This is a genomic window from Streptococcus sp. 1343 (assembly GCF_013277355.1).
In the GTDB taxonomy this organism is placed as follows: domain Bacteria; phylum Bacillota; class Bacilli; order Lactobacillales; family Streptococcaceae; genus Streptococcus; species Streptococcus pseudopneumoniae.
In genome coordinates this window covers 1-13,572 of the sequence record NZ_VMMT01000046.1, presented here as the reverse complement: position 1 = coordinate 13,572, position 13,572 = coordinate 1, and the positions used below count along the sequence as shown (strand labels likewise).

Below are 13,572 nucleotides of genomic sequence, written 5' to 3'. Positions count from 1 at the left end.
CCGTTTTTACTTCACGAAAGAAAGTAGAAGTGAAGCAAAACGAAGATGAGCTTCAATATAAAATTATTGAACTATTCTTAGCAGGTGTGGACAAAAGTAAGTACGATTTCTTTGAGCAGAGTCTGTTGAAAGAAATTCTTCATCAATTAATTTATTTAATAATGTATATACAGTACGTTCAGAGATACTGAGGTGTTTGCTGACTTGTTTTGCTTTAAAAATTGGAGAAGAGAAAATGAAATCAAGAAGTTGAATACCAGAGACAGAATTCAATTTTGGTATTATTTCTTCTTTCATCTTATTATAAAGATTTAAGATATCCTGTGCCTTTTTTGTACTCTCTTCTGCTGAGAAAATTACTCCTTCCAAATAGTATTTAAACCAATCTTTCCAGTTATTATTTTTAGAGATGTTTGATAAATGAGAGATATATAGTGATCGATCACTTTCAAAATATGAACTCATGTAAAATGTAGGATAAGATAGCAATTCTTGGTAGTAAAGAAACAGTGGGATTAACAATCTTCCTATTCGACCATTACCATCTTCGAATGGATGAATCATTTCAAATTGAGCATGTACAATAGCTGATTGAACTAATAAGTCTAAATCATCATGATGCATATATTGTTCTAAATTGGACATATACTCCGTAGTTTGTTCTGGCGGAACTGGTGTGTAAGAGATAGTTGCTCTACTTCCAATGTAATTTTGAGTTCTTTTAAAATTTCCTGGATTCTTGCTGCTTCCTCTAACGTTATCCAATAGAATTTTATGCATCTCTTTTATTATTCTATTAGATAATGGTAACCCTCTAGAGTTATTGTCATTAATTGTAGTAATATTTTCGAGAGCATAAAAAAGTGCTTTTCGATAATTAATAATTTCATGTAGTTCATCACGTTCTATATCAACCTTATTACCTGCTTCGTAATTTAGTAGGTCTTCTAGAGTTGCATGAGTACCTTCAAGTTTTGAGGAAAGGACGGCTTCTTGGCTGAGCAATGGTGAAATTAGTAGCATTGGATTGATAATAGATGATAAAAATCCTTCATAGGTTCCAATAGCTATACCTGCTTTAGAAACTAATCTAATTATTTGTGGATCTGTATATATTGAAGTATAGTCAAATGGAAGTTTTTCTGGTAAATAGGGTTTAGGTATGTTTTTAAATGTATTATTCATGTTTATAATTCCTATTAAAATTTTTTCTCAATATTTTTATTATAGAAAGCCAATGTAGTGAGTGACTATAACCTGTACTTGAATTATATTTCTAAGGTATATTGACAAGTATATGAAAATCAAGTAAAAAAGTAAACTGGATTGTCAATTTAAATCTTTGATTTTATGATATTTTTTAAAATAGTAATGTAAATATTTTTAGAGTTTAAGTTTGATTAAAAGTGTGTATCTTCATTAAGTATAGATTGAAAGGATTAATGTTGAACAATTTTAATGAGATGCTAAAAACGGAATATAAATGTTTGTTTTATTTCATTATAACACAGAGATAAGAAAAAATAGATAGTGAGACGAGTTTAAATAGGATTACTCGTTATGAAATGTTAATTACTTTTGATGGCTTAACAAATATTATCAATAATGTAGTCATTCGAATGATTCTCATTGCAATGTACTGAAATTAACAAAAAGAAAAAACGCTTGAATCAGCGTTTTTCTTCTGTATTGATTCGTATTGAATGCTTACTTCACTTCTGTAAACACAACGTGTTTGCGAAGTTTTGGTGAGTATTTCTTCAATTGAAGACGGTCTGGAGTGTTACGTTTGTTTTTAGAAGTAAGGTACAAGCGTTCACCAGATTCTTTGTGTTCAAGTGTAATATTTACGCGCATGGTATCTCCCTTCTATTATTCAGCTGATGCAGCTTTAGCGATTTTACGTCCTTTGTAGTATCCTTTAAGTGATACACGGTGAGAACGTGAGTAATCTCCAGTAGTTTCGTCAAAGTTTACAGATGGAGCTGTTACTTTGTAGTGTGTACGACGTTTGTTTTTCTTCGCTTTTGAAGTGCGACGTGCAGGTACTGCCATTTTGATTTCTCCTTTAGGTATTTATATTCGATTCAATCTACTGATTTTCATCAACCATACTAGGATAACACATTTTTTTTGTAAAGTAAAGTTACTTGACAAAAAAAGATGAAAAAATTCTCCTGTCAGACCTAGCAGACAGGAGAAGGTGTTAAATATCAATTTCAAATGGTTCGTCAATGGTTTCTGATACGTATTTTCCGTCTTTCTTCCGTTGTTTGACACATTCTGTGAGGAGATATTCGATTTGCCCATTGACTGAACGAAAGTCATCTTCTGCCCATGATGTGAGTGCAGCGTATAACTTTGTTGAGAGTCGAAGGGGGATCTGCTTTTTTTTAGCTTCAACCATCTTTAGTAAAGACTTTCCGTGTTGACAATTGGTTGTGCATCATGATTGCCACAAAGAACGACAAGGAGATTTGAAACCATGGCAGCTTTTCGTTCTTCGTCAATCTCTACCAATTCCCCTTCATTGAGCCGTTCCAGTGTCGTTTCAACCATTCCCATTATTTGATATCTAAATGATATCACTTTGTTTTTAAAAGTCAATAGAAAGTTGAAAATAATCACTAAAAACTTTCAGCCCAATAATTTCTTTTAAAAGGTGAGATTATATTGTGCTCAAATACTCTTTTATTCTTATAACTTTTACACTATAATTGTAGTTAGAAAGGAAGAGAAATGTTTGATTATAGAGCACTAGTTATTTTGATGACTTTGATGGATCATTGTGAGCTATCATTATATGAATTATCTGTTAAGGTGAGCTTACCTATAAAGGAAGTCAAAGAAGGAATAGATTATTTAGTGCCTTATCTAGCTAATAAAGGGATAGTGCTGGATAAAAAACAAGGTCGCTATAGTTTATCAAATCGTACGAAGCAGTCTTTGACAGATATTATTAAGTCGGATGAATTGGTTTTACCAAAGTCGACTCGCTTAGCTTTAATCTATCTTTACACTTTTTGCCGATTAGATTTTATATCGAATAATCATTACCAAGACTTTTTGAAAGTAAGTAAGAATACAACCTTATCTGATATTCAATCATTAAGAAAGATTATGTTAGATAATGATTTGGAGCTAGGGTACAGTAGAGCAAAAGGTTATACTTTACACGGTTCAGAGTGGAATAAGCACCGCTTAGCTTTTCAAATGGTTAGTGAGTTGCTGGAATCCTCCATAGGGATTTGGGGTTTGGATTATGTTTTATCCAGTTGGGGGTATTCATTAACTTATGATTTGATAAATCAGGTAGTTAAAGATTATTATGAGAAGCTACAGCTAGTACCTATTGTTAATCAATTAAAAGTTTGCCTTTTCGGTTTAGTATTCATTCTGTGTAGGTATCAAAGGGATGTTGAAAGAGTATGTCTTTCAGAGACATTAGTATCTCCTGTTATTCAAGATATAACCACTATTTTATTGGATACAGTGGTTGATTTGGGAATTATAGATACGGTGTTTTCTGAGGATGATTATCGCTATATCACCGTTTTATTATCAAGTTGCTTTGAAGGTGAAGTAGATGTTGCTCCGGTTTACTTTAATCAATTAACAGAGGCTATTATAAGTAGAATGGAAGATATTTCTTTGTTACATTTTAAACAAAGGGAAGGATTGAGAGAAAATCTTCGCCGCCACCTTATACCGGCTTACTATAGATTAAAGTTCGGCCTACCTAGTTCAAATGAATATGTATTGCATGTTAAAGAACATTATCCTGATTTATTTGAATTAGTCAAAGATTCTTTGATGCCCTTGATGGACGCTATTGACAATCCCATACCTGATAGTGAAACAGCATATTTTGTTATCCATTTCGGAGGTTATTTAAAGAAAGCAGATACTTTGCCTCAAAAATGGTATAAAGCAGCAATCATTTGTCCTAATGGTGTTAGTTCTTCATTGATGTTAAAAGAGAATCTATTAGCATTATTTCCTCAAATTGAGTTTATAGGAACCTCAAAGATTGATGATTTACAGGTGAAAGCTAGTAGTGACTATGATATGGTTTTTTCTACCATAAAGGTGGAGACAGAAAAGCCAAATTATCTAGTTTCGGTTATGATGACTGAAGAGCAAGCAATACAACTAGTAGAACTAGTGTTAAAAGATTTTCCGAATTTAGAGTATGGGGATTTTGAGATTGAACAAATCCTGAATATTGTCAAAAAATATGGAATTATTACACAAGAATTGGAATTAAGATTGGCGTTAAAGAATTATCTTTATCAAAAAAATGATCGAAAGGAAATTGTACCAGTGCTAGAACAACTTATTACCAAAGAAACCTATCAGGTTAGTTCGCAAAAATTAGGATGGAAGGAGGCGATTCGTTTAGCAGCTAAACCGCTTTTGGATCAAGATAAGATAACTGAGAACTACCCTGAGGCAATGATTCAAAAAGTAGAAGAGTTTGGGCCTTTTATTAATTTAGGGAAGGGAGTAGCAATTCCTCACGCTCGGCCAGATGAAGGTGTGAATGAAATAGGAATGTCAATGTTAGTTTTGGAAGAACCGATTTATTTATTGGATAATCCAGAACAAGAGGTAAGATTGTTGATTTGTATTGCAGCCATTGATAATGAGAGTCATTTAAAGGCTTTGTCACATTTAACAACAATTTTAAGAGATAAAAATCATGTTCAAACTTTAATATCATCAAAAAACTATGATGACATTAAAATGATAATTAAACAGGAGGATTAGATAATGTTAAAAATTGGTACAGCTTGTGGTTCAGGATTAGGTTCAAGTTTTATGGTACAGATGAATATTGAATCTGTATTGAGTGATTTGAATGTTTCAGATGTAGAAGTTGAACATTATGATTTAGGTGGAGCAGATCCAAATGCAGCTGATATTTGGATTGTTGGTCGTGATCTAGCTGATTCAGCTAGTCATCTTGGAGATGTTCGTATCTTAAATAGTATTATTGATATGGATGAACTACGAGAATTAATTACTAAACTTTGTGAAGAAAAAGGACTTATATAGGAGGCTAGCGTCATGATGAAGTTCATATTGGATATTGTTAGTACACCAGCTATTTTAGTAGCTTTAATTGCAATTTTAGGATTAGTTCTTCAGAAGAAGAAATTACCTGATATTATTAAAGGTGGAATTAAGACCTTTGTTGGTTTCTTAGTTGTATCTGGTGGTGCAGGAATTGTACAAAATTCTTTAAATCCATTTGGTACCATGTTTGAGCATGCTTTTCATTTATCTGGCGTTGTGCCGAATAATGAAGCAATTGTAGCTGTAGCTTTAACAACATATGGCTCAGCTACTGCAATGATTATGTTTGCAGGCATGGTGTTCAATATCTTAATCGCTCGTTTTACTCGATTTAAATATATTTTTTTAACAGGGCACCACACTCTATATATGGCATGTATGATTGCGGTCATTTTATCAGTTGCTGGCTTTACTAGCTTGCCTCTTATCTTACTAGGAGGATTAGCACTCGGTATTATTATGAGTATTTCCCCAGCATTTGTGCAAAAATATATGGTTCAATTAACTGGAAATGACAAGGTGGCTTTAGGTCATTTCAGTTCTTTGGGATATTGGTTGAGTGGTTTTACTGGTAGCCTTATCGGTGACAAATCAAAATCAACAGAGGACATTAAATTTCCAAAGAGTTTAGCTTTTTTACGTGATAGCACTGTTAGTATTACTTTATCCATGGCAGTTATTTACATTATTGTAGCTATCTTTGCAGGGTCAGAATATATAGAAAAAGAAATCAGTAGTGGTACAAGTGGTCTAGTTTATGCTTTACAATTAGCAGGTCAATTTGCAGCAGGGGTATTTGTTATTTTAGCAGGTGTTCGCCTTATTTTGGGTGAAATTGTTCCAGCCTTTAAAGGTATTTCAGAGCGTCTTGTACCTAATTCAAAACCTGCTTTGGATTGTCCGATTGTTTATACTTATGCACCCAATGCAGTTCTAATTGGATTTATCTCTAGTTTTATTGGTGGTTTAGTCAGTATGGCAATTATGATTGCTTCAGGAACGGTTGTTATCTTACCAGGCGTTGTGCCTCATTTCTTCTGTGGAGCGACTGCAGGTGTCATTGGGAATGCATCTGGTGGTGTTCGTGGAGCCACTATTGGAGCATTTTTACAAGGTATTTTAATCAGTTTTCTTCCAGTCTTTTTAATGCCAGTTTTGGGAGGACTTGGTTTCCAAGGATCAACTTTCTCAGATGCAGATTTTGGTCTATCAGGAATTATTTTAGGAATGTTAAATCAATTTGGTTCACAAGCAGGCATTGTGATTGGTCTTGTTCTTATTCTAGCAGTTATGTTTGGAGTATCCTTTATTAAAAAGCCATCTGCAAAGGAGGAGTAAGGGATGATTTTAAGTGAAAATAGAGAAGATGAGTTAAGAAAATTTGCGACTAACATCCGATTAAATACTCTTAGAACATTGAATCATCTTGGATTCGGACATTACGGAGGAAGTCTGTCTATCGTAGAAGTTCTAGCAGTGCTTTATGGTGAAATAATGCCAATGACTCCAGAAATATTTGCAGCACGAGATAGAGATTATTTCATATTATCAAAAGGTCACGGAGGACCAGCTCTATACAGTACACTCTATTTGAATGGTTTCTTTGACAAAGAATTCTTATATTCTTTAAATACAAATGGAACCAAATTACCGTCTCATCCTGATAGAAATCTAACGCCGGGCATAGATATGACAACTGGCTCTTTAGGACAGGGAATTAGTGTTGCAACCGGACTTGCATATGGTCAGAGAATAAGAAAAAGTCCCTTTTATACCTATGCTATTGTTGGAGATGGTGAGTTAAATGAGGGACAATGTTGGGAGGCTATACAGTTTGCTTCTCAGCAACAGTTATCCAACTTAATTGTATTTGTTGATGATAACAAAAAACAATTAGATGGTTTTACAAAGGATATTTGTAATCCAGGTGACTTCGTAGAAAAATTTTCAGCATTTGGATTTGAATCCATTAGGGTCAAGGGTTCAGATATTAGAGAAATTTATGAAGGGATTGTCCAATTAAAACAGTCAAATAATTCATCACCTAAGTGCATTGTATTAGATACTATTAAAGGTCAAGGGGTTCAAGAGCTGGAAGAAATGAAATCCAATCATCATCTTCGCCCTACTGTAGAGGAGAAACAAATGTTAACTTCAGTTGTAGAAAGATTAAGTCAGGAATTGGAGGAAACAGAATGATGAGAAGCACGAAAGAATTACGGCATGTATATAGAGACTTCCTTTTAGAGGCTAATCAAAGTGATTCTGATATAGTAGTCTTAGAAGCCGATTTGTCAAGTTCGATGGCTACTCATAATCTTGAAAAGGACTTTGGAGACCGTTATGTGAATGTTGGGATTATGGAAGCAGAAATGGTCGGCCTTGCAGCAGGCTTGTCTATTCAGGGGTTTAGACCTTATCTTCATACATTTGGCCCTTTTGCTTCACGAAGAGTATTTGATCAATTATTTATTTCTCTTGGATACGCACAATTGGATGCCACTGTTATTGGATCAGATGCAGGAGTAACTGCGGAAATGAATGGTGGGACACATATGCCATTTGAAGAAATTGGATTGTTACGTTTAATTCCTAAATCGATCATTTTCGAAGCAACTGATGATATCCAATTTCGTGAAATCTTGAACCAGACATTAGAATTAAAAGGACTAAAATATATTCGAACAATTCGAAAAGCTCCAGAGGCTGTCTATCAAGGTGGAGAAGATTTTTCTAAAGGCTACATTGAGTTAAGACACGGGGAAGATCTTGTAATCGTTGCTTCTGGCATAATGGTTGCTCCAAGTATTCGAGTTGCAGATGAACTGTCTAAATTAGGTTATTCAGTAGGTGTGATAGATTTATTTAGAATCAAACCGATACCAGAACAGATAAAAACAATGTTAAGTGGAAAAACTATATTTACTGTAGAAAACCACAATCAGATAGGTGGAATTGGCAGTGCTTTATGTGAATTATTCTCTGATGATGGAATAACAAAAATTCATCGGATGGGTGTTCAAGAAAGATTCGGTCAAGTAGGGAAAGTGGATTATCTTCTTAATGAGTATGGTTTGAGTGAATCGAATATAAAAGAGAAAGTTCTAGAAATTTATAATGCAAGATAGATGTTGAATACACTGTTCTGAAAGAATTTTTGTAACAATTACAGTACGTTATTTAAAGAAAGCGGATTAAAAAGCATATTCTGGTCATCAGAAAGTGCCCTAATCCGCTTTGTTGTTTTTAGTTTTAAATATTTCATATGTATATAGAATTTTCTGAAAATTCAAGAATTTTCTTCTGTTCATTGCTTTTAAAATGTGCTATAATAGTAAAAACTGAAATGGGAGGGAACAAATGACTGAATTAGATAAACGTCACCGCAGTAGCATTTATGACAGTATGGTAAAATCACCAAACCGTGCTATGCTTCGTGCGACTGGTATGACAGATAAGGACTTTGAAACACCGATTGTGGGAGTGATTTCGACTTGGGCGGAAAATACACCATGTAACATTCACTTGCATGATTTCGGGAAACTGGCTAAAGAAGGTGTCAAATCTGCAGGCGCTTGGCCTGTACAGTTTGGAACTATTACCGTAGCAGACGGGATCGCTATGGGAACGCCTGGTATGCGTTTCTCTCTAACATCTCGTGACATCATCGCGGACTCCATCGAGGCGGCTATGAGTGGTCACAACGTGGATGCCTTCGTCGCTATCGGTGGCTGTGACAAGAACATGCCTGGATCTATGATTGCCATTGCCAATATGGATATCCCTGCAGTCTTTGCCTATGGTGGAACGATTGCACCGGGAAATCTTGATGGCAAAGACATTGACTTGGTTTCTGTCTTTGAGGGTATCGGAAAATGGAACCACGGTGACATGACAGCTGAGGACGTGAAACGTCTTGAATGTAATGCCTGCCCTGGCCCTGGTGGCTGTGGTGGTATGTATACTGCTAATACCATGGCGACTGCTATCGAAGTTTTGGGTATGAGTTTGCCAGGTTCTTCATCTCACCCAGCTGAATCAGCTGATAAGAAAGAAGATATCGAAGCAGCAGGACGTGCTGTTGTTAAGATGTTGGAGCTTGGTCTCAAACCATCAGATATCTTGACTCGTGAAGCCTTTGAAGATGCCATCACTGTGACGATGGCTCTCGGTGGTTCTACAAACGCCACTCTTCACTTGCTTGCCATTGCCCATGCTGCCAATGTTGACTTGTCACTTGAGGACTTCAATACGATCCAAGAGCGTGTGCCTCACTTGGCCGACTTGAAACCATCTGGTCAGTATGTCTTCCAAGACCTCTACGAAGTCGGTGGTGTCCCTGCGGTTATGAAGTACTTGTTGGCAAATGGATTCCTTCATGGAGATCGCATCACATGTACTGGTAAGACAGTTGCTGAGAACTTGGCTGACTTTGCAGACCTCACACCAGGTCAAAAAGTTATCATGCCACTTGAAAATCCAAAACGTGCGGACGGTCCGCTTATCATCTTGAACGGAAACCTTGCTCCTGACGGTGCAGTTGCCAAGGTATCAGGTGTTAAAGTGCGTCGTCACGTTGGGCCAGCTAAGGTCTTTGACTCAGAAGAAGATGCCATTCAGGCTGTTTTGACAGATGAAATCGTTGATGGCGATGTAGTCGTTGTTCGTTTCGTTGGACCTAAGGGTGGTCCTGGTATGCCTGAGATGCTGTCCCTTTCTTCAATGATCGTTGGTAAAGGTCAAGGAGACAAGGTGGCCCTCTTGACGGATGGACGTTTCTCTGGTGGTACTTATGGTCTGGTTGTTGGACATATCGCTCCTGAAGCTCAGGATGGTGGACCAATTGCCTATCTTCGTACAGGCGATATCGTTACGGTTGACCAAGATACCAAAGAAATTTCCATGGCCGTATCCGAAGAAGAACTTGAAAAACGCAAGGCAGAAACAACCTTGCCACCACTTTATAGCCGTGGTGTCCTCGGTAAATATGCCCACATCGTATCATCTGCTTCACGCGGAGCCGTGACAGACTTCTGGAATATGGACAAGTCAGGTAAAAAATAAACTCATACTCTTCGAAAATCTCTTCAAACCACGTCAACGTCGCCTTGCCGTAGGTATGGTTACTNNAACCTCAAAACAGTGTTTTAAGCTGACTTCGTCAGTTCCATCCACAACCTCAAAACAGTGTTTTGAGCTGACTTCGTCAATTTTATCCACAACTTCAAAACAGTGTTTTGAGCAACCTGCGGCTAGTTTTCTAGTTTGCCCTTTGATTTTCATTGAGTATCAAAAAGCAAGCCATTTTCGGCTTGCTTTTTTCATCTTTAAAAGTGATTGGTCTGATTAACGAGGTGGTAGTCCAAGGGCAATACGGCCATAGCGACTGATTCGTGTGATTTTCCAAGCAGGCGACCAGGTAACTTCAACCTTGACATCTTCGATCCCCTCGATTTGTTTCAGACCTGCAACGATTTCAATAGGCAGGCTTTCGGCACAATCACAGGCGGTGTCAGTGAAGGTCATGACAATCTTGCAGAGACCTGTTTCGTCCAGATTGATTTCATAGATCAGCCCTAGATTGTAAACATCCAATTCCACATCTGTATCAAAAACCTTCTCTAGTTTTTCGATAATTTGATCTTGCAAGGCCAAAGCACGGTCATTGATTTTGATATCCTCTCTCATTACAGTCCCTCCACATGATAAATATCCCCTATTTTCTCATAACTCTGACAATTTGGCAAGCTTTTGATGAATTTTCTGAAAAATATGATAAAATGAAGAAAATACGGAATCAAGGGGAAGTCTATGGAGCAGATTGGAAAAGTCTTTAGACAATTACGAGAGTCAAGAAATATCTCACTGAGACAAGCAACCGGGGGACAATTTTCGCCGTCTATGTTGTCCCGCTTTGAAACAGGTCAGAGTGAGCTTTCGGTGGAAAAGTTTCTATTTGCCTTGGGAAATATATCTGCCAGTGTAGAGGAAATTCTCTTTCTGGCGAGAGGTTTTCAGTATGATACAGATTCTGAGTTGAGAAAAGAAATCATAGATGTCTTGGATCCAAAGAATATAGCTCCTCTTGAGGACTTGTATCGCAAGGAGTATCAAAAGCATGTCCATTCTCAAAACAAACAGAAACATATTTTAAATGCCATTATGATTAAGTCTTATATGAAGAGCATGGATGATACGGTAGAGTTAACGGCAGAGGAAGGGAAAGTCCTTCATGATTATTTGTTTTCTACCGAGATTTGGGGAATCTATGAACTCAATTTATTTTCAGTCAGTTCACAATTTCTATCTGCTTCTCTTTTCACTAGGTATGTTAGAGAGATGGTACGTAATACTTAATGAAAATCAAAAAGCAAACAAGGAAGATAGCCGAAGGCAGTACTGGCGTACGGCAAGGCGACGCTGACAAAGTTTAAAGAGATTTTCGAAGAGTATTAGCCCCAAACTTCATCCGCAATTTCCTGGATGAGGGCAATGGCTGATATCAATGTTAAGGAGCTTAGTTATCATGTTACTGAAAATGATGTAGCGATAACTTTTTAAACAATCGTGTATAAAAAGATTTCAATTTTTAAAACCTTAACTATTAAGCTATTCAAATCTATAATTGAATAAAAAAGCGAACAAAACAAAATTCTGATTACCAGAAAAATAGTTTTGTTCGTTTTTTTATATTTGGGGTCGGAATTTTGTTCCAGCCTCTTTTTATTATTGTTGAAAATAGCCTTGTCCTTTCAAACTTCTAAAAATAGGTTGGCTAAGTAGGGTGATGGTTACTAGTTTTCCAAGGTCAGGGAGTATAAATGGTAGGACACCGACTGTAGTAGCTTGTGCTAGAGGCATACCCGATAAGAGATGTAGTCCCAGGATGCCACCGACAAAAACAAGACTATCTCCTAGTAGATTGGCCAGAAAAATTTTAGGGGGACTGGTTTTGGGATGGGTCAGATAGGCGGTCACTCCGGCATAAAGCAAATCAAACCAGAGGTAGCCTGCACTTGGTCCGACCAGGACATGAAAACCAGCACTTCCCCCAGCAAAGACAGGAAGACCGATTCCACCCAAAAGGAGGTAGAGGCCTACAGATAGAAGAGCTTCACGAGGACGAAAGATAGTAGCAATTAGCCCAATCGCTAAATTTTGCAATGTGAAGGGAACAGGACCAAGGGGAAGGGTAATCTGAGCCAGCACAGCAATCAAGGCAGCCCCGATAGCTGGAAGAACTAAGGTGTATGATTTTTTCAAGATTGTCAACCTCTTTTTGTTTTTATGGTAATTATTATAATGGATTTTGACAGATTGTCAACTTTATTTTTAAACATAGGTAACAAATAGTGTGGCAGTCGAAAGGTATAGTTTAAAACTATATATACCTCAAGAAAAGAGTAATGCGATATAATCGATAAATGCTTGTTTAGGGAATTCTTTGCTGGTATAATAGAAGCATCTATTACAACTGATATAGTTTGAAACTATGTTTCTATCAAGGAGGTTCTGTCATGTCTGATTTATTATCGCTTTATGAAACGTTAAAATCAAAGAAATGGGTCAATCTAAGCCATCGTATTGATGAAAATAGCCCGCATTTCCCAGCTCTTCCAGCCTTGGAAAAGAAGGATTTATTCACTTTGAAGGATGGATTCCATGTGCAACAGTTTTCTGTGGTTGGTCAGTACGGTACCCACATTGATGCTCCGATTCACTTTGTTGAAGGTGGTCGTTGGTTGGAGGAGATTGACCTCAAGGACTTGCTTTTGCCTCTTTTTGTTATCGATAAGTCGGCAGCAGTAGCTGAAAATCCAAACTATATTTTGACGAAGCAAGATATCTTGGACTTTGAAGCGGAACATGGACAAATCCTGCCAGAGTCTTTTGTAGCTTTTCGGACAGACTGGTCCAAACGTTGGCCTGATCAAGATGCTATGCGTAATCTTGATGAAAATGGGGTGCAACAGAGTCCTGGATGGAGCCGAGAAGCCTTAGAATTTTTGATTCATGAACGTCAGGTCAAGGCCGTCGGTCATGAGACTTTTGACACTGATGCAGGCATTCCTGCTGCTGAGCATGGGCTTCTCAATGAATACTATCTCTTGGAGCAGGATATTTATCAGGTAGAAGTATTAGCCAACCTAAATCAAGTGCCTGCTACAAGTGCCCTGATTAGTATCAGTTTCCCTAACTGGAATCAAGCGACTGGTTCGCCTGTTCGTGCTTTAGCAATTTTACCTTAGAAATAGAATTGGAGAAAAAGATGACACATACACACGCACCTTTCCGAGTAGATCATGTTGGTTCCTTCCTTCGTCCAAAAGCGCTTGTTCAAGCGCGTGAAGCCTTCGCAGCTGGTGATATCAGCCCAATTGAGTATGAATATGATTTGAGTGAATAGTAAGTTAAACCCCAATTATTCACCCCTAATCTAAAAACCCTCCAGAATCCTTGCCTTAGCTTAGATCCTGGATGGTTTCTTTTTTC

General features: G+C 37.1%; 14 protein-coding genes and 2 pseudogenes. 9 read left to right on the top strand and 7 right to left on the bottom strand.

Annotated elements, in window-relative coordinates:
* Window positions 1-63: 63 nt before the first annotated feature.
* From HT709_RS07210 to HT709_RS07190, 5 genes and pseudogenes are all read right to left on the bottom strand, one after another.
* The gene (locus HT709_RS07210) at window positions 64-1,185 is read right to left on the bottom strand and encodes a Fic family protein (protein WP_023933410.1); all 1,122 of its coding nucleotides are present in this window, start codon (window positions 1,183-1,185) and stop codon (window positions 64-66) included.
* A 522-nt stretch (window positions 1,186-1,707) separates the two neighbouring features.
* Window positions 1,708-1,857 carry a 50S ribosomal protein L33 gene (gene rpmG / locus HT709_RS07205; RefSeq protein ID WP_001265622.1) on the bottom strand — a complete coding sequence of 50 codons (150 nt, stop codon included), beginning with the start codon at window positions 1,855-1,857 and terminating at the stop codon, window positions 1,708-1,710.
* 15 nt (window positions 1,858-1,872) lie between these two features.
* Entirely contained in the window at window positions 1,873-2,055 is a 183-nt protein-coding gene (gene rpmF / locus HT709_RS07200; protein WP_000290417.1) for a 50S ribosomal protein L32, read from the bottom strand.
* 151 nt (window positions 2,056-2,206) lie between these two features.
* Complete coding sequence (locus tag HT709_RS07195) at window positions 2,207-2,407, bottom strand: PTS ascorbate transporter subunit IIC (RefSeq protein WP_000228848.1); 201 nt, start codon at window positions 2,405-2,407, stop codon at window positions 2,207-2,209.
* Between the two features lie 2 nt (window positions 2,408-2,409).
* Window positions 2,410-2,565 (bottom strand): annotated as a pseudogene (locus tag HT709_RS07190) (hypothetical protein); the annotation flags it as partial.
* 174 nt (window positions 2,566-2,739) lie between these two features.
* Between HT709_RS07190 and HT709_RS07185 the strand changes: the two are divergent.
* The 6 genes from HT709_RS07185 to ilvD all read left to right on the top strand — a co-directional run bounded on the left by HT709_RS07185 (window position 2,740) and on the right by ilvD (window position 10,143).
* The gene (locus HT709_RS07185; protein ID WP_101514463.1) at window positions 2,740-4,770 is read left to right on the top strand and encodes a BglG family transcription antiterminator; all 2,031 of its coding nucleotides are present in this window, start codon (window positions 2,740-2,742) and stop codon (window positions 4,768-4,770) included.
* Window positions 4,771-4,773: 3 nt separating this feature from the next.
* A complete protein-coding gene (locus HT709_RS07180; RefSeq protein ID WP_000912476.1) occupies window positions 4,774-5,058 on the top strand; it encodes a PTS sugar transporter subunit IIB in 285 nt (94 codons plus the stop codon).
* 12 nt (window positions 5,059-5,070) lie between these two features.
* Complete coding sequence (locus HT709_RS07175) at window positions 5,071-6,417, top strand: PTS ascorbate transporter subunit IIC (RefSeq protein WP_000975292.1); 1,347 nt, start codon at window positions 5,071-5,073, stop codon at window positions 6,415-6,417.
* 3 nt (window positions 6,418-6,420) lie between these two features.
* Window positions 6,421-7,278 carry a transketolase gene (locus HT709_RS07170; protein WP_000603571.1) on the top strand — a complete coding sequence of 286 codons (858 nt, stop codon included), beginning with the start codon at window positions 6,421-6,423 and terminating at the stop codon, window positions 7,276-7,278.
* Complete coding sequence (locus HT709_RS07165) at window positions 7,275-8,207, top strand: transketolase family protein (RefSeq protein ID WP_000986378.1); 933 nt, start codon at window positions 7,275-7,277, stop codon at window positions 8,205-8,207. The genes HT709_RS07170 and HT709_RS07165 overlap by 4 nt, the downstream gene beginning before the upstream one ends.
* A 232-nt stretch (window positions 8,208-8,439) precedes the next feature.
* Window positions 8,440-10,143, top strand: a complete 1,704-nt coding sequence (gene ilvD / locus HT709_RS07160) for a dihydroxy-acid dehydratase (protein WP_000137354.1) — start codon at window positions 8,440-8,442, stop codon at window positions 10,141-10,143.
* A 282-nt stretch (window positions 10,144-10,425) separates the two neighbouring features.
* Here ilvD and HT709_RS07150 read toward each other — a convergent pair whose 3' ends face one another.
* The gene (locus tag HT709_RS07150; protein ID WP_001206380.1) at window positions 10,426-10,767 is read right to left on the bottom strand and encodes a metal-sulfur cluster assembly factor; all 342 of its coding nucleotides are present in this window, start codon (window positions 10,765-10,767) and stop codon (window positions 10,426-10,428) included.
* 123 nt (window positions 10,768-10,890) lie between these two features.
* On the opposite strand from HT709_RS07150, the pseudogene HT709_RS07145 reads away from it, so the two are divergent.
* Window positions 10,891-11,427, top strand: a pseudogene (locus HT709_RS07145) (Rgg/GadR/MutR family transcriptional regulator); the annotation flags it as partial.
* Between the two features lie 378 nt (window positions 11,428-11,805).
* Here HT709_RS07145 and HT709_RS07140 read toward each other — a convergent pair.
* On the bottom strand, window positions 11,806-12,342 hold the full coding sequence (locus HT709_RS07140) for a BioY family transporter (protein WP_023933417.1): 537 nt from the start codon (window positions 12,340-12,342) through the stop codon (window positions 11,806-11,808).
* Window positions 12,343-12,596: 254 nt separating this feature from the next.
* Here HT709_RS07140 and HT709_RS07135 point away from each other — a divergent pair, with 254 nt between their 5' ends.
* A complete protein-coding gene (locus HT709_RS07135; RefSeq protein ID WP_001281647.1) occupies window positions 12,597-13,328 on the top strand; it encodes a cyclase family protein in 732 nt (243 codons plus the stop codon).
* Window positions 13,329-13,348: 20 nt separating this feature from the next.
* On the top strand, window positions 13,349-13,486 hold the full coding sequence (locus tag HT709_RS07130; RefSeq protein WP_000149864.1) for a hypothetical protein: 138 nt from the start codon (window positions 13,349-13,351) through the stop codon (window positions 13,484-13,486).
* The last annotated feature ends 86 nt before the right edge of the window (window positions 13,487-13,572 follow it).

What these genes read in the sequence shown, in the direction of transcription:
- HT709_RS07210 (WP_023933410.1), bottom strand. Translation starts at nt 1,185, where the DNA reads ATGAATAATACATTTAAAAACATACCTAAACCCTATTTACCAGAAAAA.
- rpmG (WP_001265622.1), bottom strand. Translation starts at nt 1,857, where the DNA reads ATGCGCGTAAATATTACACTTGAACACAAAGAATCTGGTGAACGCTTG.
- rpmF (WP_000290417.1), bottom strand. Translation starts at nt 2,055, where the DNA reads ATGGCAGTACCTGCACGTCGCACTTCAAAAGCGAAGAAAAACAAACGT.
- HT709_RS07195 (WP_000228848.1), bottom strand. Translation starts at nt 2,407, where the DNA reads ATGGTTGAAGCTAAAAAAAAGCAGATCCCCCTTCGACTCTCAACAAAG.
- HT709_RS07185 (WP_101514463.1), top strand. Translation starts at nt 2,740, where the DNA reads ATGTTTGATTATAGAGCACTAGTTATTTTGATGACTTTGATGGATCAT.
- HT709_RS07180 (WP_000912476.1), top strand. Translation starts at nt 4,774, where the DNA reads ATGTTAAAAATTGGTACAGCTTGTGGTTCAGGATTAGGTTCAAGTTTT.
- HT709_RS07175 (WP_000975292.1), top strand. Translation starts at nt 5,071, where the DNA reads ATGATGAAGTTCATATTGGATATTGTTAGTACACCAGCTATTTTAGTA.
- HT709_RS07170 (WP_000603571.1), top strand. Translation starts at nt 6,421, where the DNA reads ATGATTTTAAGTGAAAATAGAGAAGATGAGTTAAGAAAATTTGCGACT.
- HT709_RS07165 (WP_000986378.1), top strand. Translation starts at nt 7,275, where the DNA reads ATGATGAGAAGCACGAAAGAATTACGGCATGTATATAGAGACTTCCTT.
- ilvD (WP_000137354.1), top strand. Translation starts at nt 8,440, where the DNA reads ATGACTGAATTAGATAAACGTCACCGCAGTAGCATTTATGACAGTATG.
- HT709_RS07150 (WP_001206380.1), bottom strand. Translation starts at nt 10,767, where the DNA reads ATGAGAGAGGATATCAAAATCAATGACCGTGCTTTGGCCTTGCAAGAT.
- HT709_RS07135 (WP_001281647.1), top strand. Translation starts at nt 12,597, where the DNA reads ATGTCTGATTTATTATCGCTTTATGAAACGTTAAAATCAAAGAAATGG.
- HT709_RS07130 (WP_000149864.1), top strand. Translation starts at nt 13,349, where the DNA reads ATGACACATACACACGCACCTTTCCGAGTAGATCATGTTGGTTCCTTC.